Origin of the sequence: Umezawaea sp., from assembly GCF_036375055.1 — a bacterium.
GTDB lineage: Bacteria > Actinomycetota > Actinomycetes > Mycobacteriales > Pseudonocardiaceae > Umezawaea.
Map to the genome: position 1 here is coordinate 1 of NZ_DASUSQ010000067.1, position 20,197 is coordinate 20,197.

Here is a 20,197-nt window from a genome sequence, read left to right on the forward strand (position 1 = left end):
TGCCGAGTGGGCACCACCACCGGGGGCGGGCGTGAACCCGCCCGGAGCCGGACCGGAGCCCACGGGAGCCGGACCGGAACCGATCGGAGCCGCGTGCGAGCCACCCGGAACCGGGCCGGAGCCGATCGGAGCGGCGTGCGAGCCACCCGGAACCGGGCCGGAGCCGATCGGGGCGGCGTGCGAGCCACCGGGAACGGGAGCGTGCGAACCGCCCGGAGCCGGACCGGAGCCGATCGGCGAGCCGCCGGGGACAGGGCCTGCCGGGGCGGCGTGCGAGCCACCGGGAGTGGGGCCTGCCGGAGCCGCGTGGAAGCCGCCGGGAGCGGGGCCGGTGCCGGCAGGGGAACCGCCGGGAGCCGGGCCGGTGCCTGCCGGGGAACCGCCGGGAGCGGGGCCGGTGCCTGCCGGGGAACCGCCGGGAGCTGGACCGGTGCTGCCGGGGGTCGGGCCGCTCGGAGCGGCGTGCGAGCCGCCCGGAGCAGGGCCACCGGGGGCAGGCGAACCACCAGGTGCGTGGGAACCGCCGGGCGTGGAGCCGCCGGGAGCGGGACCGCTGGCAGCGGGTGCGTGCGAACCGCCGGGAGCGGGGCCACCGGCACCGGGAGCGTGCGAGCCACCGGGAGTCGAGCCACCCGGAGCCGAGCCACCAGGGGTGGAGCCGCCACCGGACGTGGGCGAGCCGCCGGGAGTCGAGCCCGAGCCGGGGGTGTGCGAGCCGCCGGACGTCGAACCACCAGGGGTGGAGCCGCTGGGGGTCGAGCTGGGGCCGGGGGTGTGTGACGCGCCGGTGCTGGAGCCGCCCGGTGTGCCGCCGCCGAAGCCCGGTGCGGTCGGGGCGCCCAGCCTGCTGCTGACCGAGGACGGCGACGAGCCGCCCGCGGCCGACGGGGCCGGACCGCCCGCTGGAGCGCCGCCCGCCGGGGCGAAGGTCGGGGTCGGGTTGCCCGCGGGAGCGCGGTCGGGGCTGTTGCCGCCCGCCGTGCCGGGGGTCGGGGCGGGCACGGTCGGCGCGGGTGGTGCGGCGACCGTCGAGGCGTTGGTGGTGTCGGCGGTGGGGCGGGGCGCGGGAGGGGCGTCGGGGGAGCCGCCGCCCGTGGGGGCCGAGCCGGGGCCACCGGGAGGAGCGCCACCCGGCGCACCACCGGGAGAACCACCCGGCGCACCGCCAGGCGCGCCACCCGGCGGACCACCAGGAGCACCGGACGGGTTCGGACCGAGGTCGGGTTGGCCGCCGTTGGGACCGCCGGGGCTGGGCGGGCCGCCGTTGGGGCCGCCGGGGTTGACGTGCGGGGCGTCGACGGTGATGCCGTCCTTCGTGCCGCCGATGCCGCCGGACACCGCGCCGGACGTCGCACCGAGCAGCACGTCCTTCGCGCTGATGTCCTGGCCCATCGCCACGGACGTGCCGACGGTGCTGACCGCGCCCTCGACCGCGCCGCGGGTCGCGCCCACGGCGGCCTGGCCCGCCAGCCCGCCGCCCTCGAACTTCAGGCCGCCGGACACGCCGCCGACCAGACCCGAGACGGCACCGGACACGGCGGCCTCGCCGGTCTTGCCCCAGTCCCAGTCCTTGCGCTCGCCGGACAGCATCTGGATGCCCTGGATGGCCGCGTCGATGCCCACCGAGATCGCGACCTCCTTGAGGATCGCGATGATCAGCTGCCGGAACGTGAACTGCACGATGAGCCGCGTGGCCTGCTGGGCGATCGGGATGCCGGCGGAGGCCGTGCCGAAGGTGGCGAACGCGGCGGCGACGAGCGCGGCGATCTCGATGGCCAGCGCGATCAGCGAAGCGATGATCGACAGCTTCGTGTACTCGACCTCGAGCGCCGTGGCGTCGCAGCTCTCGCCCAGCTGCTCGCAGATCTTCTTCAGCTTGGGCAGGTAGGACTCGTCGCCGTCGGAGAACTTCTTCCAGTAGTCCTGGAAGGCGACGGCGGCCTCGCCGATCTGGCTGGCGACGACCGTGCTCGCGGCGCCGTTGCCCTGGTCGATCACGCCCTGCACGCCTTCGGCGGCGGTGCGGTACGCGTCGGCCATGCGACGCAGAGCGGTCTCGTCGCCTTCCGGCCAGCTCTGCCCGACCACGATCGGGAAGAGCCAGGTGACCTCGCTCGGGATCTCGATACCCACCAGGTGCCCCTCAGTACGTCTTGGAAATGCCCGCGGAGTTGCCCTGGTCAGAGCCCTCGTAGGTGTCGGCGGACTGGTCTACGCCCTTGCGGATGTCGCCGAGCGCCGTCGTCAGGTTCTTGAAGGCGTCGGCCGTGGCCTTGGCGTTCGGCACGTACTCCTTGGCGAACGCCTGGCCGGACTCGTCGCCGCCCCAGCAGTCGCCCTCGCCGCTCAGCGCCGAGTCCAGTGCCTTGAACACGCCGTCGAGCGCGTCGGCGGCCGAGCTGAACTGGGTACCGCCCCGGCGCATGCCCTGGACGTCCACCTCGAAGCCGGTCACCAGCTGCTCCTCTCCATCACGCTGCCGCCCTCGTCGTCGTCATCGCTCGGGCGCCTGCGCGGCGGCGGCGGGGTCGACGACGGCGGGGTGGGCACGGGTGGGGCGGGCGGGATCAGGTCGGCCAGCGACGGGACGCCCGGCAGCATCTCGGAGAGGTCGATGCTCGGCCCCTCCTGCGCGGTCGCGAGGACCTCGTTCAGCTCCGTGCGGGACTTCGCGATGGCCGCGATGACCGTCTCGGTGGCGACGCGCGCCAGCTTGTCCGGCGTGGTGCGCTCGAACGCGTTCGGCGAGAACTCCAGCGACGTCAGCGCGCCCGCCGAGTCGACGCTCGCCGTGACGCTGCCGTCCTTCGACGTGGCGGTCGCGGTGATGGCCAACGCCCTGGCCTGCGCCTCGCGCACCTCGGCGGTCTTGCGGTGCAGCTCCGACATGAGCGAGTCGACCTGCTCGCGCATGGCGGCGTTGCGCGCCTCCAGCTCAGCCCTACGTCCACCCGGTGCGGTCACGGCCGTCCCCTCGCTCAGGTCGTCTTTGGGTCCTGACGCTAAACGAGGGCTCCGGGTTCCCGTCCCGAGGTGGAAAATCGCGACCACTTCGCCGGGGGTCGGCGGCACAGTGGAGGGGTGCTGCGCCCCTACCGCCAACTCGCCGGTGTCCCCCACCTCGTCTCGCTGCTGCTGTGGTCGATGGTGGGGAGGGTGCACCTGACCGGCACACCGCTCGCGCTGTCGTTCCTGGTGGCGGGCTGGACGGGCTCGTACGCGCTGGCCGGTGTGGTCGGCGGGGCGCTCACGCTGGGGCTCGGGGTGGCGGGTCCGCTGCGCGGGCGGGCGGCGGACCGGGCACCGGCGAGCGGGTTGCTGCTGGTCACGGGCGGGTTGTACGCGACGGGCATCGGCGTGCTGGGGCTGCTGCCGTCGGTCCTGCCCGCGGGCGCGTGGCCGCTGGCCGTGCTGACGGCGTTCCTGACGGGCCTGTGCACGCCGCCGGTGACGCAGCTGACCAGGGCGAGCTACCCGCGGGTGGCGAAGGGCGCCGCGCAGCGGGCGCTGTACACGGTGGAGGCGTCGCTCCAGGAGTTCATGTACATCGTCGGGCCGATGCTGGCGGCCGTGCTGGTCGCGTTCGCGAGCCCGCGCACGGCGATCTGGGTGTGCGGGCTGCTCGCGCTGGCGGGCACGCTGGGGTTCCTGTTCGCGCTGCGCCGGGCGGGCCTGGACGAGCCGGTGCCGAGGTCGGTGGCGCCCGGCGGCCGGTCGCTGCTGGCGACCTCGGGCCTGGTGTCGGCGCTGGTCGTGGCGACGGCGTCGGTGATGTCGCTGGTCACCATCGACATGGTGATCATCGCCTGGGCGCGCGACCTCGGCCGTCCGGCCATGGCGGGCGTGCTGACGGCGGTCTGGGGCGTCGGGTCGGTGCTGGGCGGGCTGGTCGTGGGCGGGCTGCGCGGCGAACCCCGGTTCGCGCTGCGGGTCGGGCTGATGGCGGCGGGCGTGGCCGCGCTGGTCCCGGTGCTGCCGCCGGTCACGACGCCGTCGTCGCCGTGGCTGATCGGCGGGGTGCTGCTCGTCGGCGGGCTGGCCATCGCCCCGGCCATCGCGGCGAACAACGCCCGGATCGGCGGTCTGGCACCGGACGGCCGCAAGGCGGAGGCGTTCGGCTGGATGTCGATGGCGACGACGGCGGGCGCCGCGCTGGCGCTGCCCACGGCGGGGTGGCTGCTCGACCACGTCGGGCCCGCCGCGGCGGCCGGGTCGGCGGCCCTGGCGGGCGTGATCGGCACGGTCCTGGCCCTGCGCGTGCCCGCGGGCGCGTCCGAGGTCGCCGAGGCCGAGACCAGCGCGTGATGCGAGGATGGAGCCCGTGACGGCGACGATCCTCAATGGCAGGGCCACCCGAGACGCGATCTTCGAAGACCTGCGCGAGCGGGTCTCGGCGCTGGTCGAACGGGGTGTGACCCCCGGTCTGGCGACGGTTCTGGTCGGCGACGACCCCGGTTCGCACTCGTACGTGAAGGGCAAGCACACGGCGTGCGCGAAGGTCGGCGTCACGTCGATCCGCCGCGACCTGCCCGCCGGGACGACGCAGGCCGAGCTGGAGGCCGTCATCGACGAGCTGAACGCCGACCCGGCGTGCACCGCCTACATCGTGCAGCTGCCGCTGCCAGGGCACCTGGACGCGAACGCGATCCTGGCGCGGATCGACCCGGCCAAGGACGGCGACGGCCTGCACCCGACGAACCTGGGCAAGCTGGTGCTGGGCGAGGCCGCTCCCCTGCCCGCGACCCCGCGCGGCGTCGTGGAGCTGCTGCGCCGCTTCGACGTGCCGATCGCGGGCGCGAACGTGACCGTGGTCGGCCGCGGCGTCACCGTGGGCCGCCCGATCGGCCTGCTGCTGACCCGCCGCAGCGAGAACGCGACCGTGACCCTGTGCCACACGGGCACGAAGGACCTGGCCACCGAGGTGCGCCGCGCGGACATCGTGATCGCGGGCGCGGGCAGCCCCGGCCTCATCACGGCGGACATGGTCAAGCCCGGCGCGGCCGTGGTCGACGTCGGCATCACCCGCACCGAGGCCGGTCTGGTGGGCGACGTTCACCCGGACGTGGCCGAGATGGCGGGCTTCCTGGCCCCGATCCCCGGTGGCGCGGGCCCCATGACCATTGCGATGCTGCTCACCAACACGGTCGAAGCCGCCGAGCGCTCGCTCACGACGGCGTAGGGCGGGAGCGGTGGAACTGATGCCGGAGCAGCGCTGGCGGTCGGCGGCGGGTCAGCACCTGCCGTTCGCGCTGGTGCTGGGTGTGACGCTGCTGGGCCTGGTGCGGATCGCGCAGTACCACTGGCGGCAGGGCGTGGTGCTGATCGGCATCGCGCTGCTGCTCGCGGCGCTGCTGCGGGTGCTGGTGACCGATGAGCAGGCGGGCCTGATCGCGATCCGCGGCCGGGGTGTCGACGCGCTGCTCTACTCAGGACTGGGCGTGGCCGTGATCGTGGTGGCGATGACCATCACCGGTGGCCCCTTCAGCAGGTAGAGGACCATGAGGAACCTGACCTACTACGTGGCCACGACCCTGGACGGGTTCATCGCGGCCTCCGACGGCACGTTCGACGTCTTCCCCGTCGAGGGCGACCACATCGAGATGATCTTCAAGGAGTACCCGGACACGCTGCCCGGCGTGGGCAGGCGGATGCTCGGCATCGACCCGCCCAACACGAACTTCGACACGGTCCTCATGGGCAGGGCCACCTACGAGGTGCCGGGTGCTGGGCCCAGTCCGTACCCGCACCTCCGGCAGTACGTGGTGTCGAGCACCGTGCGGGACACGCCGCCGGACGTCGAGGTCGTCGCCGACGACGTGCTGGGGAAGGTCCGCGAGCTGAAGGCCGAGGACGGCCTGGGCATCTGGCTGTGCGGCGGCGGGAAGCTGGCCGCCTCGCTGCTGCCGGAGATCGACGAGCTGGTCTTGAAGGTCAACCCCGTCGTGCTGGGCCGCGGGATCCCGCTGTTCGACGGCGAGTTCCCGGCCGCGCGGTTCACGCTGGAGGGCACGCGGGTGTTCGAGAGCGGCGTGGCCGTGATGACCTACCGGAACAGCGCCGCGTAGCCGTCCAGCAGGCGCTGGAGGCCGAACTCGAACACGTCGTCGAGGTCGAAGTCGAACGGCCTGCTGACGACGCGGGCGAACGCCGGGAACGCGCCGGAGTCGATGGCGGGCCCGAACACCTGGTCGTTCTCGTCGACCCACTGGTCGGCGGACAGGCCCGTGTCGGCTTCGGCCTGCGCCTCCGGCTCGATGCTCAGCGCCGTGCCCCGCACGTAGCCGAACAGCGTGATGTGCGCGTGGAACACGACGGTCGGGCTCTGACCGTGGCCCTCCAGTGCGCGCATCACCCACTCGGCGTGGTGCAGCAGGTTCGGCATGGGCTGCGGGCGGGTCAGCGAGAGCAGCTTCGGCAGCCACGGGTGCGCGCGGTAGGCGGCCCACTGCGTCCGGGCCACCAGTTCCAGCTGCGCCCGCCAGGTCGGCGGCGGCACGGCGGGCAGCCGGTGCTGGGCGAACACCGCGTCGGCCATCAGCAGCGCCAACTCGTCGCGGCCTCGCACGTGCTTGTAGAGCGACATCGTCGGCACGCCCACCTCGGCGGCGACCGACCGCATCGACAACCCGTCGAAGCCCTGCTCGTCGGCGATGTCGATGGCCGCGTCCACCACCCGTGCGCGGGTCGGCCGGGCGGTCGAGTCGCGACGCGGGACCGAGCGCCTGCTCGGCGCGGGCGTGGCGACGACCGTGCCGACCCTCGGGACCGCGCGGACCAGGCCCTCGTCGCTCAACGCCGCCACGACCCTCGTGGCCGTGGCCATGGCGACGCCGAACTCGGCGGCGATGCCGCGCACCGACGGCACCCGGCTGCCCGGCGGCAGTTCCCCCTCCTGGATCCGGCGCTTCAGCTCGGCGGCGATCCTGAGGTACGGCGGATCCTCGGCCACGACTCCCCCTGCACTAGTGCAGAATCCCGGATTTCCCCGTGAGAACGGCATGTCTGCGACTTTGTACATCGTACTCAGCGAGCGACGTGGGGGTTTCGATGAAGGTGCTGATCTCGGGGGCGGGCATTGCGGGACCGGTGCTGGCCCACTGGCTGCGGCGCGGCGGCTCCACCCCGACCGTCGTGGAACGGGCGCCCGCGCCGCGCGTCGGCGGGCAGGCGATCGACGTGCGCGGTGTCGCGCTGGAGGTCGTGGACCGGATGGGGCTGCTGGACGACCTCCGCGCGGCGGCCACGGGCATGCGCGGCACGTCGTTCGTCGACGACGACGGCGTGGAGGTCGTGCGCAGCACCGAGGAGACGCTGACCGGCGGCGTGATCGACAGCCCCGACGTGGAGGTCCTGCGCGACGACCTGAGCGCACTCCTGTCGCGCGGCAACGAGGACAGCGTGGTGTTCGGCGAGTGGATCACCGCGCTGGACGAGCACGAGGACGGCGTGCGGGTCGCGTTCCGCAGCGGTCGCGTCGAGGACTTCGACCTCGTCGTCGGCGCGGACGGGCTGCACTCGTCGGTGCGGGCGCTGGTGTTCGGCGAGGAGTCCCGCCACCTGCACCACCTCGGCGTCTACCTGTCGGTGTTCACCACGCCGAACTTCCTCGACCTCGACCACTGGCAGGTGTTCCACCGCACCGAGGGCCGGATGTCCGGCGTCTACAGCGCGCGCGGCGGCACCGAGGCCCGTTCGATGCTCGGGTTCGAGTCGCCACCGCTGGACTTCGACCACCGCGACCTCGACCGGCAGCGGGAGCTGGTCGCCGAGCGGTACGAGGGCGTCGGCTGGGAGACGGAGCGGCTGCTGGCGTTCATGGACGAGGCGCCGGACTTCTACTTCGACTCGATGAGCCAGGTGCGGATGGAGCGCTGGTGGCACGGGCGGGTCGTGCTGGTCGGCGACGCGGGCTACTGCGGGTCACCGCTGTCCGGGCAGAGCACGAGCGCCGCGATCGTCGGCGCGTACGTGCTGGCGGCCGAGCTGAAGGCCGCGGGCGGCGACCACCGGACGGCGTTCCCGCGCTACCAGGAGGTGCTGCGGGAGTACGTGGCGCGCAACCAGGCGCTGGCCACGGACGCCCCCGGCGGGCAGGCGACGGCGGAGGCGCTGGCGTCCGCCGCGAACGCCCTGGTGCTGCCGGAGTGCTGACCTAGGCTGTGGATCATGCGTCCGCACCTGCCGCACGACGATCCGGGAACACCCGACGTGCGCGGGCCCGGCCGGTTCCTGTGGTGGCTGGTGGAGGCGCAGCGCGGACGGGTCGCGGTGGCGGTCGTGGTCAGCAGCACGTGGATGGCGCTGCTGACGCTGCCGCCGCTGATCATCTCGCGGGCCGTCGACGAGGGGCTCCAGCGCGGGGACGCGGGAACGGTGGCGCGGTGGGCGGTGGCGCTGCTGGGGATCGGGGCGGTCACGGCGGTGTGCGGGATGCTGCGGCACCGGCTGATGACGTTCATCCGGATCGACGCCCACTACCGGACCACGCAGCTCGTGCTGCGGCAGGTCGTGCGGCTGGGGGCGTCGCTGCCGCGCCGGGTGTCGGCGGGCGAGGTGGTGAACATCGGCAGCACGGACCTCCAGCAGATCACCCGCGTGATGACGATCAGCGGGCCCGGTGTCGGCTCGGTGGTCGCGTTCGCCCTGGTCGGCACGCTGCTGCTGCGGGTGTCGCCGCTGCTGGCGGCGGTGGTGCTGGTCGGGGTGCCGCTGCTGGTGGGGGTGCTCGTGCCGCTGCTGAACCGGTTGCAGGCCACCGAGACGGGCTACCGCGTCGAGCAGGCGGCGGTGACGGCCCGCGCGGGCGACATCGTGGCCGGGCTGCGGGTGCTGTGCGGGATCGGCGGCAAGGAGGTGTTCGCGGACCGGTACCGGACGGCGTCGCGGGCGTTGCAGGAGCAGGGGTACCGGGTCGGCGCGGTGACGAGCTGGATCCAGGGGCTGGGCGTCGGGTTGCCGTCGCTGTTCGTCGCGGGGGTCACGTGGCTCTCCGCGCGGATGGCCGCGGCCGGGACGATCACGGTCGGCGAGGTGGTCGCCGTGTACGGGTACGCGACGGCGCTGATCGTGCCGGTGTTCTTCATGATGGAGGGCTCCGAGGACCTCGTCCGAGGCCTGGTCGGCGCCCGGCGGGTGGTGCGGCTGCTGGCGCTGGAGCCGGAGGTCTCCGCCGACGGGCCGGGGGTTCCGGGGCCGGACGGGCCCGCCGACCTGCACGACCCGGATTCGGGGCTGGTGGTGCCGGGCGGGCGGATGCTGGCCGTGGCCGCGGCTCGGCCCGCCGACGCGGTGGAGGTGGTGGACCGGCTCGGCCGGTACGCCGACTCGGCCGCCACCTGGGGCGGGGTGCCGTTGACGGCGATGGCGATCGACGAGGTGCGCCGCCGGATCCTGGTGGCGGACAACGACTCCCACCTGTTCGCGGGTGCGCTGCGGGAAGCCGTCGCCGGTCGGGAGGCCCCCTCCGACGAGGCCATCACCGCCGCCGTGCGCACGGCCGTCGCCGCGGACGCCGTGCCGGACGGGCTGGAGTCCGTGGTGGAGGAGCAGGGGCGGACGCTGTCCGGCGGCCAGCGCCAGCGGCTGCGGCTCGTGCGCGCGCTGCTGGCCGACCCCGACGTGCTGCTGCTGGTCGAGCCGACGTCGGCCGTGGACGCGCACACCGAAGCCCTGGTCGCGGCCCGCGTGCACGAGGCCAGGCTGGGGCGGACGACCGTCGTGGCCAGCACGTCCCCACTGCTGCTCGACCAGGCCGACGAGGTGGCGTACGTCGTGGACGGCAGGGTCGTGGCGACCGGCGCGCACCCGGACCTGCTGGAGCACCCCGGCTACCACGCGCTGGTGTTCCGGTGAGCGCGCGGCTGCCGGTCGCGGACGCGGCCAGTACGCGCCGCGCGGTGTGGCGGCTGATCCGGGCCGACGGCCGGGCGATGACCGTCGTGCTGCTGCTGAACGGGCTCGCCGCCGCGGCCGGGCTCGGCGGGCCGTGGCTGCTCGGGGAGATCGTCAACGAGGTCCGCGACGGCGCGCCGGTGTCCACTGTGGACAATCTGGCGCTGGGGATCGTCGGTTTCGGCGTGGCGCAGGTGCTGCTGATCCGGTTCGCCCGCTGCGCGGGGCACCGGTTCGGCGAGCGCGCGCTGTCGTCGTTGCGGGAGCAGGTCGTCGACCGGGCGCTGGCGCTGCCGACGGCGGTGGTCGAGCGGGCGGGCACCGGCGACCTGATGACCCGCGGCACGGCGGACGTCGCCGCGGTCGGCACCACGGTCCGCGACGGCGCCCCCGAGGTGTTCATCTCCTTGGTGCAGACCGCTTTCCTGTTCGGCGCGGTGTTCTTCCTGCACCCGCTGCTCGGCCTGTGCGGACTGGTCGGCGCGCCGGTCCTGTGGCTGTCCACCCGCTGGTACCTGCGGCGCGCGCGGGACGCCTACCTCGCCGAGGCGCGGACCAACGCCGAGCTGGCCGAACACCTCTCCGCCACCTCGCTCGGCGCGCGGACCGTGGAGGCCCTGGGCCTGGAGCGCAGGCGGATCGAGGGCGGCGACGAGCGGATCACGGTCGGCTTCGCGGCCAAGCGGCGCACGCTGTGGCTGCGCAACGCGTGGTTCCCGACCCTGGAGTTCACGCACGCGCTGCCGGTCGCGGCGATGCTGGTCGTGGGCGGCTACCTGCACGGGTCGGACGTGGTCAGCCTGGGCGCCGTGATCACCGCGACGCTGTACGCGTGGCGGCTGACCGTGCCGCTGGACACGATCTTCCAGTGGGCCGACCAGCTCCAGACCGGCAGCGCCGCGCTGGCGCGGATCGAGGGCGTCGGCGAGGCCGTCGTCCCCATCCCGACCAGCGAGGACGTGCCGGTGGACGACCGGCTGGTCGTGTCCGGCGTGCACTACGCGTACCGCGAGGGCCACGACGTGCTGGTCGACGTCGACCTCACCGTGCGGCCCGGTGAACGCCTGGCGATCGTCGGGCCTTCCGGGGCGGGGAAGTCCACGCTCGGGAGGCTGCTGGCGGGTGTGGACCTCCCCCGGACGGGGCGGGTGACGGTCGGCGGGGTGCCGGTGGCGGAACTCCCGGCGGAGGAGCTCCGTCGTCGCGTCCTGCTCGTGACGCAGGAGCACCACGTCTTCATCGGAACCCTGCGGGACAACCTGGCGATGGCCGCGCCTGACGCGGACGACGGCGCCATGCTCGCCGCTCTGTCCACCGTGGATGCTCGCTGGGCGGTGGATCTGGATGTGGAACTCGACAACACCGCGCTCGATCCCGCCCAGGCCCAGCAGGTGGCGCTCGCGCGAGTCGTGCTCGCCGATCCGCACACCGTGGTGTTGGACGAGGCGACGGCGCTGCTGGATCCGACCACGGCTCGGCACGCCGAGCGGGCGATGGCGGCGGTTCTGGAAGGGCGCACGGTGATCGCCATCGCGCACCGGCTGCGGACGGCGCATGACGCCGATCGGGTGGCGGTGATCGACGGCGGTCGCATCATCGAACTGGGTGGTCATGAGGAACTCGTTGCGGCGCGGGGTGTTTATGCGTCGCTCTGGCGGTCGTGGCAGGGCGTTTAGGCCTGGGCGGTCAGGAAGAGGGCGAACGCGGCCACCGCTGCCGCGGTGCGGACCGTGTCGAGCCGTTCCCATGCGGTGATCACGGTGCGCCAGTCGGCGGGTGGGGTTTCGGGGTTCCATGCCGTGCGGGTGGCTGAGATCGCGTCGGCCTGCGGGGTGTCGGAGAAGACCGTCTTCGACTACTTCCCCACCGAGCAATCCCTGGTGCTGGATCTCGGGGAGGCGACGTCGGGGGCGTTGAGCGGGCTGGGGGTGGTGAGGTTTCGCCCGTGTCTGCGGCGGTGCGGATCCTGGGTGAGCACTTGGAGGCGATCACCGCCTGGCTGTCGGCGCAGGAGGACGCCGGGGAGGCCGTCGGGCGGTTCCGGTGGTTCGGGGCGCTGGTTGCGCAGGCGTCGGCGCTTCAGGCTCATCAGCGGGAGATGACTGATCGGTTGGTCGCGGTTGCGGCGGAGGTGTCGGCTGAGCGGTTCGGAGGGGGAGTGACACCGGCCATGCTTCTCAAGCCCTGTCTTCCTGCGGTTCGTGGTGGGCCGGCACTTCTTGCTCGTGGTGTTCGATGAGCGGATTTCGCAGGTGGCGTCGTCTTCTTCATGGCTGCAACCTGGACGTCTTCTCGATCACCGGGAGTCGGTTCGGAGGATGGTTGTAGGGTCTCACCGCTTGTGACATGTCGATGTCCGCAGACCTACAGGTATCTGGTCTGTCTCACGGTGATGTCACCATGATCAGTCTCATAGATCGTGGCACTTCCTCAATGCCCTGTCCTCCGAGGAGAACGCCGCGCCCGTTCAGCGCATCCGATAGGCGCTGGCGAGGCCGCCGAGAACAGCGTCGGTTGGGGCTGGCGCGGCTCGCCCGCGTTCTTTTACGACGTGTCGTGCCGTCTGATCGGCCGGTGGTGTTTCCCGCGCACTCAGCCGAAGTCCTCCAGCAGTCGCTCGGCGCGGCTCGTCTGGTGCTCGTCGCCCGCCTGGCGGGCGTGGCGCAGGCCTTCCTCGATGCGGACGCGAGCTGCGCTGCGGTCTCCTGCCGCTCGGAGCGCCTCTCCCAGATCCACCAGGACGATGCCGGTCATCGTCGGGTCGTCCACGCGCCGGCTGATCTCCAGCGAGGTCTCGAGCAGCGCGACGGCCGTCCGGTGGTCTCCCCGGTGACTGTAGACGGTCGCGATCTCCTGAAGCACCAAGCCTTCGTCGCTGTCGTCACCGCTTCGGCGGGCTGTGTCCAGCGCCGATTCGAGACAGCGCAGTGACGCCGTGAGATCACCCAGTTCTCTGTGTGCGATGCCCATGATCCGGGTCGCGTGCGTCTGGGCGCCGAGGTCGTTCGACTTCTGTGCGAGTGCCAGTGCCCGGGATCCGGTCGTGAGAGCGGCGTCGTGGCGACCCACCATGTTGTGCACCGCGGCGAGGTTGGCCACGACGATCGACTCGTTGCGTTCGTCGCCCACCGTGGCAAGGATCCGCTCTGCTGCCTCGTAGTGGTCGGCGGCCTCGGTGAGGGCGCCCATCCGGTGGTGGACGGTGCCAAGGTTCGCGAGCGCCACCGCCTCGCCGTGCGTGCTTCCGACGAGGCGGTGCAGTTCCAGCGCGCGTTCGTGGTGGACGATGGCCTCAGGCAGCCGCGCGGTGTTCGCGTATGCACTGGCGAGGTGGGTGTGCGTCTCGGCCTCGGCGACCGGATCGGCCAGCCGGATGGCGCAGGACAGCGCGGCTGTGCCGGTGGTGATCCAGTCGTCGATGTGGCGGGCCCGCAGGAAGTAGCGGTTGAGGGTGTGCGGCAGGTACCAGCCCTCCGGCAGGTCGCGAGCCGCGGCGTAGCGACACACCGCGACCAGGTTCGCGCGCTCGGTCTCGAGCCATGCCAGTGCCTCGTCCTGGGTGGTAGGGATGGGATAGCGCTCGGTGTTCCCGCCAGCGGGGGGTTCGGCCTTGCGGCGATGGGGGTCCACGAGGTTCATGCACGTGGTCGCGGTGGCGCAGTACCAGTCGACGGCACCTCGCACATCGGCGTCGCCTGCGAGCTCGGCGGCGTAGGAACGCAGCAGGTCGTGCAGTTGGTATCGGCCGGGGCGGTGTTCCTCGACGAGGTGGGCACGGACGAGCGTGTCCATTGTGCGGCGCGCCTCGCGGATCGATGTGCCCAGCAACGCCGCCGCGGTGCGGATGTCGGCGTCGGCGCCGGGACAGGCGCCGAGCAGCCGGAACGCCGACGCCGGGCCTGGTTCGAGCACGCGGTAGGACCAGGAGAACACGGCACGCACGGCGCTGTCGGGGTCGTCGCCGTCGAGCAGGTCCAGGGTTGTGTCGTCGAGCAACTCGTCCGGCGACCGCCTGGTCAGCCGCTCGGCGGCGACGCGGAGTGCGAGCGGCAGGTGCGCGCAGCGCCGCGAGAGCTCCTCGAACAGCGTCAGGTCCTCCTCTACCGTTTCCGTACCGAGGACCCTGCGGAAGAGTTCGATCGAGTGCTCGGGGATGAAGCGGCCGACGACGATCCTGCGCGCACCTTCGCGGGCGACCAGACCACCCAGGTCGTGCCGGCTCGTCACCACGACCAAGCCGCGCGGTGACCCTGGGAGCAACTGCCGGACCGCGGCGGGTTCTCGCACGTTGTCAAGCACGACCAGCACCTGCTTGTCCGCCAGCAGAGACCGGTACAGCGCCGAGGCCTCTTCGACGGAAGCCGGAACGCCGTCTGCCGGCACGCCCAGAGCGCGCATGAACCGGCCGAGCACCCCGATGACCGGTTCCGGTTCCTCGCGGCTGTAGCCGCGGAGGTTGGCGTACAGCACGCCGTCGGGGAAGTGATCGGCCAGCTCGTGGCTCCATCGCACCGCCAGCGCGGTCTTGCCGACCCCTGCCGACCCGGTGAGCAGGACCACGGCAGTCGCCGAGCGGCCGCGTGATCTCCATTCGTCGAGCACCGCCGCCAACTGCTTGCCTTCGGCGTCGCGGCCGACGAAGTCGGCGATGCCAGGTGGCAGCTGAGCGGGCACCGGAGGTCCGGCCTGCCGCTCGGACGCAAGCGCGGAGACCAGCCGCTCGAGCTCCGGCCCGCCTGTCACATCGGCGAACGGGCGTCCGCGCCACAGCCCAGGCTCCGCCGTGTCGCGGAACAGGTGCAGGTCGACGAGCTCGTGCGGCAGATCGAGGCGATAACCCGACGCGGTGGTGGTGATCGTGACGCCGGGCTCGTCGCGCAGCAGCTTGCGCAGTCGCGACACGTACACCTGCACGGTGCCGCGTACGTTCGACGGCGCCGCGTCGCCCCACAGGTACTCGACCAGCCGCTCGGTCGGCACGACGGTGCCCGCGTGCACAGCCAGCAGCCCGAGCAGGGCGCGCTGTTGCGGGCCGCCCGCCCGGTGCCCGCGCACCTCGACAGGTCCCAGGACCCGGATCAGCACGTCGCGGCGGGTGGTGGCGGGCGCGTCGAGGTCCGGATCCGCCGCCAGTACGGCACGATGCAGGTCCCGCAGCGCTGGCGTCACGTCCAGTCCCAGCTCGTCGCGGCGCACCCGGCGCGCGTCGTCGAAGACCCTCAGCGCCTCGGCCTGCCGGCCACAGCGGTGCAACGCGAGCACCAGCCGGTGCGGGAACCGGTCGTCCATCGGGTGCTCAGCTGTGAGCACCCGCAACTCCGGCAGTAGTTCCTCGTGATGTCCCAGGCGAAGTTCGGCGTCGATCCACGAGCACAGAGCCGACAGACGCCGTTCGATCAGACCGGGAACCACCGCGTCGCGGAGCTCGTCGGTAACCCCGCCCAGCACGGGGTCGGACCACAGGTCCAGTGCCGCGCGCAACTGTCTCGCCGCGTGCCCGTCGTCGCCCGTACCGGCCGAACGGACCCGTTCGTCGAACTCTGCCAAATCCAGTTCACCGGGCCCCACGTCGATCCGGTAGCCATGCGCTCCGCCCTGGACACCCGGTACGCACCCGCGCAGCGCGGACACGTGGTTGTGCAGCTGGGCACGGACGGATGCGGGCGGCCTCGGTCCCCACAACAGGTGCAGCAGGCGGTCGACGGGCACCAGCCGCCCCGGTGACAGCAGGAGCGCGGCGAGGAGGGTGCGCCGCTTGCGACCTGTGACTGGTATCAGGACGCCTGCGCGCCGCACCTCGACAGGACCCAGCAACCGGTATCGCACTCGCCCCCCTGAGCCACCGATGCTAGGACGCCCTCAGGGACGCGCCAATCGGCTGTTCGGGCACCGTTCAGGATCCGTTCAGCAGCGGATGTTCCCGCAGGTCAACAGAAGTAGCGAAGACAAGAGCGCCATGTTGGTGGCGTGGTGGAGATTTGACCTGTCTCAAAGCATTCATGGGGCCAGAGGGGAAATCCGCACACAACTGAGAGGGATCCGATGAGACGCACGATCGCCGCTGCGCTGGGGGCCGTCGCAGCACTGGTCATCAGCCTCGCCGGGGCGTCCGCCGCCTACGCCTACCCGGTCGACCACTGCGCCGCCGACCAGTCCAAGCAGTTCGCGCTGCCGAACAAGACCGACGTGATCGCAACGGTCATGATCTGCATCCAGACCGACTCGGACGGCACGGTGCGAAGCAGGTTCAACATGCATTGGCGGTACAACGGCCCGCCGCTCGGCGCGAACTACAAGTTCGACCGATGGGATGCCACGATCAGGACCGAGCGCCGTCAACCTCCGTCGACCACCGACTCGATCGTGAACAGCGCGACGTGCAGCTTCATGGACGACTTCAACGACGGCTACATCGACTACAACCTGGAGTGCTACACCGGTTGGGTGGTCCGCAGCAACGCCTACTACTACTCGGGTGACGCGACAGTGGTCTTCGACATCGATGGCGACGGCAAGGGTTCGTCCACGTGGAACCTGACGGGCTCGCCGCTCGTCTAGATCCGTTTCCGCACATGGGGTGTGAATGACCTGGTCAGGCGGCCCAACGGCTGCCTGACCAGGGGATTCCGCCAGGGTGTCCGGTCGTGGATCAACGGTGGGTGGCGTTCATCGGCACGGTGTTGATGTCGCCTCCCGCCGTCGCGGCAGGCGGACCTTCGGACTTCGCCGCGCAGACGCAGTCCGCTGGGTTGTCAGCAGACCAAGCCAAAGGTCGTCGAGACAACGTCGACGGGTATCCGGCGAAGCTCGACAGGTTGCACCGAACCTGATCAAGTTACGGCGGACGGTGCTCACCGTCGCCGACAAGCCAGATGTAGGTTCTTGCCCCTTTGGACATGTCGATCTTGGTCGACTTGTGGTTTCTCTGTTGTCTCACGGCGGTGTCACCAAGATCAGTCTCAGTTCCCGTGGCACTTCCTCGGGCCGGTTGAAGGCGTCGGCGTACGGGAGCGGTCCGGCGCTCGCAGGCCGAGAACCCCCCTTCCCCGCCCCCGCGGGAGCACCATCTGCCGGTGATGGGGGTGCGGTCCGCCATCGTGCGGTGTGCGCGAGTGTGCGGGACGCCAAGGTTGTTCTGGAGGGGTCCGAGATCCGGTCGAACTGGAGTGCGCGCACGTGACGACCGACGGTGACGGGCACAGGGTGGACCTGGACGCGACCGCGTCCGGATACGCCGTGGTCGTTCAAGCCGGTCGCGACGCGACGGTCGCGGTCCACCAGGGCGACCGCCCGCGGGTGGCATGGCCGGTACGGGTCGGCGTTCCGCCGTCCCCAGCCGACCACCACCAGGACCGCCGGGCGTACGCGCTGCTGGTCGACGCGTTGGCCTCGGGACGCGCGGCGATGGTGGTCGGCGCGCCGCAGCGCGCAGGCGTGGTCGTGTCGGGAATGGGCGGGGTGGGCAAGTCGCAGTTGGCCGCCCGTCACGCGTGGTCGGTCTGGGCCGACCCGGTGGTGGACATGGCGGTATGGGTGTCGGCGCTCTCTCGCGACGCGATCGTGACCACCTACGCCGACGCTGCCACGCGGGTGCTGGTCCAACAGGACCCGCAGATCGCCGACCGGCCACCCGAGCAGGCGGCGATCCGGTTTCGGGAGTGGCTGGCCTCCACCTCGCGCCGCTGGCTGATCGTGTTGGACGACGTGCAGGACCCGGCGCACCTGCGCGGCCTGGACCCACCACCCAGTGCCAGTGGGCAGGTCGTGGTCACCAGCCGGCGACGCGACACGGCGGCCGGGCGCGGTGGTCACCGGGTGATCGAACTGGACGTGTTCACCCGCGACGAAGCCGTGACCTACCTCGCGCAGGCCCTGGCCGACACCACCGACGGCGGTGATCAGGACAGGCTTGCCGACCTGGCGGAAGAGTTGGGGTGGCTGCCGTTAGCGTTGAGCCAGGCCTCCGCCTACCTGGGAGACCAGCCCCTGCTCACCATCACCGCCTACCGGTCGATGCTGGCCGACCGGCGCCGCACCCTGGCCGAACTCACCCCACCCGAACACGCCCTACCCGAACACCAACGCACCATTGCGGCGACCTGGTCGCTGTCCATCGACCGCGCCGACCACGTCGAAATCCCGAACCGGCCGCGTGGCGCAGGCCTGGCCCGCCCGCTACTGGAGGTCGCCGCCCTGCTTGACCCCAACGGCGTCCCCGTCGACCTGTTCACCGCCCAACCCGTCCTCGATCACCTCACCACCCTTGCGCGCAGGCGAGTCGATCACGACGACGTCAACGACGGACTCACACGACTACACCGGTTCAACCTCATTACCCTCACCCCCGACCGCCCAGCCAAGGCGGTGGCGGTGCACGCCTTGGTCCAACGCGCCGTCCGTGACTCCCTTAGCCCCGACCACCTCCACACCCTCGCCCACACCACCGCCGACACCCTCCTGGCGATCTGGCCGGATGTCGACACCGTCCACCCCGACCTCGGCCAAGCCTTACGCTCCAACACCACCACACTCCACACCCACACAACCCCCGCACTGCTCACCCCCGCACTCCACGACGTACTCGAACGCGCGGGGAAGTCTCTGGGCGGCAGCGGCCAAGTCCACGCCGCCATCACCTACTGGCACAACCTTTACGGCCACATCAACTCACAACTGGGGCCCGACCACCCCGACACCCTGATCACCCGCAGCAAGCTCGCCTACTGGCGGGGTGCAGCGGGTGACCAGGCTGGCGCGGTCGCCGTGCTGGAGGCGCTGCTGGCCGACCGGCTCCGAGTCTTCGGGCCCGACCACCCCGACACCCTGATCACCCGTGGCAAGCTCGCCTACTGGCGGGGTGCAGCGGGTGACCCGGGCAGTGCGGTGGCCGGGTTCGAGGCGCTGCTGACCGACCACCTCCGGGTGATGGGGCCCGACCACCCCGACACCTTGGACACCCGCAGCAAGCTCGCCTCTTGGCGGGGCTCAGCGGGTGACCAGGCTGGCGCGGTGGCCGGGTTCGAGGCGCTGCTGGCCGACCGGCTCCGAGTCTTCGGGCCCGACCACCCCGACACTCTGAACACCCGCGGGAGCCTCGCCTACTGGCGGGGTGAGGAGGGTGACCCGGGCAGTGCGGTGGCCGGATTAGAAGCGCTGGTGACCGACCAACTGCGCGTGTTGGGGCCCGACCACCCCGACACCCTGAACACCCGAGTCAGCCTCGCCTACAGGCGGGGCGAAGCGGATGACCCGGGCAGTGCGGTGGCCGAGTTGGAGGCGCTGCTGAGCGACCGACTTCGGGTCCTCGGGCCCGACCACCCCGACAGCCTTCACACCCGCATCGACCTTGCCTACTGGCGGGTTAAGGCGGGTGACCCGGGCAGTGCGGTGGCCGAGTTGGAGGCGCTGCTGGCCGACCGACTTCGGGTCCTCGGGCCCGACCACCCCGACACCCTGATCACCCGTGGCATCCTCGCCCACTCGCGGGGTGAAGCGGGTGACCCAGTTGGCGCTGTGGCCGGGTTCAAGGCGCTGTTGCCAGATCATCTCCGGGTGATGGGGCCCGACCACCCCATCACCTTAAGCACCCGTGCCAACCTCGCCCGCTGGCGGGGTGAGGCGGGTGACCCAGGCAGTGCGGTGGCCGGGTTAGAAGCGCTGCTAGCCGACCATCTCCGGGTCCTCGGGCCCGACCACCCCAGTACTATGATCACCCGCAACAAGCTCACTCACTGGCAAGACATGGTGAAGCGGAACTTCAACTGACGCGCTGACAATGAAGTGGGAATTAGGCAATTTCCATCAGCGGGCAAACTCACAGACACCGATCCGACTAACGGTTCGCCCATCAACGCGTCGCCATCAGTACGAGCGGGCGGTGTGTAAACCACAACTCCACCATCGGCAACAGCAATACCGCGCATAACCCCACGATTGAAGTCCTACCCGAAGAGCCCAGTCTCAGTCCGCTGCCAAGTGGCAGCATGGTGGCAGACCCCGATGAGAACTGGCAGCCGGTTTCGAGACCCTAAACCACCATGTAGGTTCTCGCCCCTTGGGACATGTCGATCTTAGTCGACCTGTGGTTTCGCTGTTGTCTCACGGCGGTGTCACCAAGATCAGTCTCACTTCCGTGGCACTTCCTCGGCCATTTGAAGGCGTCGGCGTACGGGAGCGGTCCGGCGCTCGCAGGCTCAGAACCCCACTTCCCCGCCCCTGCGGGAGCACCATCTGCCGGTGGTGGGGTGCGGTCCGCCATCGTGCGGTGTGCGCGAGTGTGCGGGACGCCAAGGTTGTTCTGGAGGGG

14 protein-coding genes and 1 pseudogene are annotated in these 20,197 nt (G+C 71.6%); 10 read left to right on the forward strand and 5 right to left on the reverse strand.

Annotation, left to right across the window (positions count from 1 at the left end; all coding sequences use genetic code 11):
• The 3 genes and pseudogenes from VFZ92_RS18525 to VFZ92_RS18535 form a co-directional block, all read right to left on the reverse strand.
• Window positions 1-2,133 (reverse strand): annotated as a pseudogene (locus tag VFZ92_RS18525) (hypothetical protein); the annotation flags it as partial.
• A 10-nt stretch (window positions 2,134-2,143) separates the two neighbouring features.
• The gene (locus VFZ92_RS18530) at window positions 2,144-2,455 is read right to left on the reverse strand and encodes a WXG100 family type VII secretion target (protein ID WP_330877208.1); all 312 of its coding nucleotides are present in this window, start codon (window positions 2,453-2,455) and stop codon (window positions 2,144-2,146) included.
• Entirely contained in the window at window positions 2,452-2,964 is a 513-nt protein-coding gene (locus VFZ92_RS18535) for a YbaB/EbfC family nucleoid-associated protein (protein ID WP_330877209.1), read from the reverse strand. The genes VFZ92_RS18530 and VFZ92_RS18535 overlap by 4 nt, the downstream gene beginning before the upstream one ends.
• Before the next feature lie 117 nt (window positions 2,965-3,081).
• Here VFZ92_RS18535 and VFZ92_RS18540 point away from each other — a divergent pair, with 117 nt between their 5' ends.
• From VFZ92_RS18540 to VFZ92_RS18555, 4 genes are read left to right on the forward strand one after another with little or no spacing between them, the layout of a single operon-like run.
• A complete protein-coding gene (locus VFZ92_RS18540) occupies window positions 3,082-4,305 on the forward strand; it encodes an MFS transporter (protein WP_330877210.1) in 1,224 nt (407 codons plus the stop codon).
• Window positions 4,306-4,321: 16 nt separating this feature from the next.
• Complete coding sequence (locus VFZ92_RS18545; RefSeq protein WP_330877211.1) at window positions 4,322-5,179, forward strand: bifunctional methylenetetrahydrofolate dehydrogenase/methenyltetrahydrofolate cyclohydrolase; 858 nt, start codon at window positions 4,322-4,324, stop codon at window positions 5,177-5,179.
• A 19-nt stretch (window positions 5,180-5,198) separates the two neighbouring features.
• Window positions 5,199-5,492, forward strand: coding sequence for a DUF3017 domain-containing protein (locus tag VFZ92_RS18550; protein WP_330877238.1), 294 nt, complete (start codon window positions 5,199-5,201; stop codon window positions 5,490-5,492).
• Between the two features lie 6 nt (window positions 5,493-5,498).
• Window positions 5,499-6,065, forward strand: a complete 567-nt coding sequence (locus VFZ92_RS18555; protein ID WP_330877212.1) for a dihydrofolate reductase family protein — start codon at window positions 5,499-5,501, stop codon at window positions 6,063-6,065.
• On the opposite strand, the gene VFZ92_RS18560 is transcribed toward VFZ92_RS18555, so the two are convergent.
• Window positions 6,044-6,949 (reverse strand): TetR/AcrR family transcriptional regulator C-terminal domain-containing protein, encoded by a 906-nt coding sequence (locus tag VFZ92_RS18560; RefSeq protein ID WP_330877213.1) that lies wholly within the window; start codon window positions 6,947-6,949, stop codon window positions 6,044-6,046. The genes VFZ92_RS18555 and VFZ92_RS18560 overlap by 22 nt on opposite strands.
• Window positions 6,950-7,047: 98 nt before the next feature.
• Here VFZ92_RS18560 and VFZ92_RS18565 point away from each other — a divergent pair, with 98 nt between their 5' ends.
• From VFZ92_RS18565 to VFZ92_RS18580, 4 genes are all read left to right on the forward strand, one after another.
• Entirely contained in the window at window positions 7,048-8,151 is a 1,104-nt protein-coding gene (locus VFZ92_RS18565) for an FAD-dependent monooxygenase (RefSeq protein ID WP_330877214.1), read from the forward strand.
• A gap of 15 nt (window positions 8,152-8,166) precedes the next feature.
• Complete coding sequence (locus VFZ92_RS18570) at window positions 8,167-9,852, forward strand: ABC transporter ATP-binding protein (protein ID WP_330877215.1); 1,686 nt, start codon at window positions 8,167-8,169, stop codon at window positions 9,850-9,852.
• Window positions 9,849-11,567 carry an ABC transporter ATP-binding protein gene (locus tag VFZ92_RS18575; protein WP_330877216.1) on the forward strand — a complete coding sequence of 573 codons (1,719 nt, stop codon included), beginning with the start codon at window positions 9,849-9,851 and terminating at the stop codon, window positions 11,565-11,567. The genes VFZ92_RS18570 and VFZ92_RS18575 overlap by 4 nt, the downstream gene beginning before the upstream one ends.
• A 123-nt stretch (window positions 11,568-11,690) precedes the next feature.
• Window positions 11,691-11,993, forward strand: a complete 303-nt coding sequence (locus tag VFZ92_RS18580; protein WP_330877239.1) for a hypothetical protein — start codon at window positions 11,691-11,693, stop codon at window positions 11,991-11,993.
• A gap of 490 nt (window positions 11,994-12,483) precedes the next feature.
• On the opposite strand, the gene VFZ92_RS18585 is transcribed toward VFZ92_RS18580, so the two are convergent.
• Complete coding sequence (locus tag VFZ92_RS18585) at window positions 12,484-15,717, reverse strand: AfsR/SARP family transcriptional regulator (protein WP_330877217.1); 3,234 nt, start codon at window positions 15,715-15,717, stop codon at window positions 12,484-12,486.
• Window positions 15,718-15,933: 216 nt separating this feature from the next.
• Between VFZ92_RS18585 and VFZ92_RS18590 the strand changes: the two genes are divergently transcribed.
• Window positions 15,934-16,449, forward strand: a complete 516-nt coding sequence (locus VFZ92_RS18590; protein WP_330877218.1) for a hypothetical protein — start codon at window positions 15,934-15,936, stop codon at window positions 16,447-16,449.
• A 618-nt stretch (window positions 16,450-17,067) separates the two neighbouring features.
• Entirely contained in the window at window positions 17,068-19,656 is a 2,589-nt protein-coding gene (fxsT, locus tag VFZ92_RS18595) for an FxSxx-COOH system tetratricopeptide repeat protein (protein ID WP_330877219.1), read from the forward strand.
• Window positions 19,657-20,197 lie beyond the last annotated feature (541 nt).

Excerpts from the sequence above, each read along its gene's own strand:
- VFZ92_RS18590 (WP_330877218.1), top strand. The coding sequence starts at position 15,934 with ATGAGACGCACGATCGCCGCTGCGCTGGGGGCCGTCGCAGCACTGGTC.
- VFZ92_RS18550 (WP_330877238.1), top strand. The coding sequence starts at position 5,199 with ATGCCGGAGCAGCGCTGGCGGTCGGCGGCGGGTCAGCACCTGCCGTTC.
- VFZ92_RS18570 (WP_330877215.1), top strand. The coding sequence starts at position 8,167 with ATGCGTCCGCACCTGCCGCACGACGATCCGGGAACACCCGACGTGCGC.
- VFZ92_RS18555 (WP_330877212.1), top strand. The coding sequence starts at position 5,499 with ATGAGGAACCTGACCTACTACGTGGCCACGACCCTGGACGGGTTCATC.
- VFZ92_RS18565 (WP_330877214.1), top strand. The coding sequence starts at position 7,048 with ATGAAGGTGCTGATCTCGGGGGCGGGCATTGCGGGACCGGTGCTGGCC.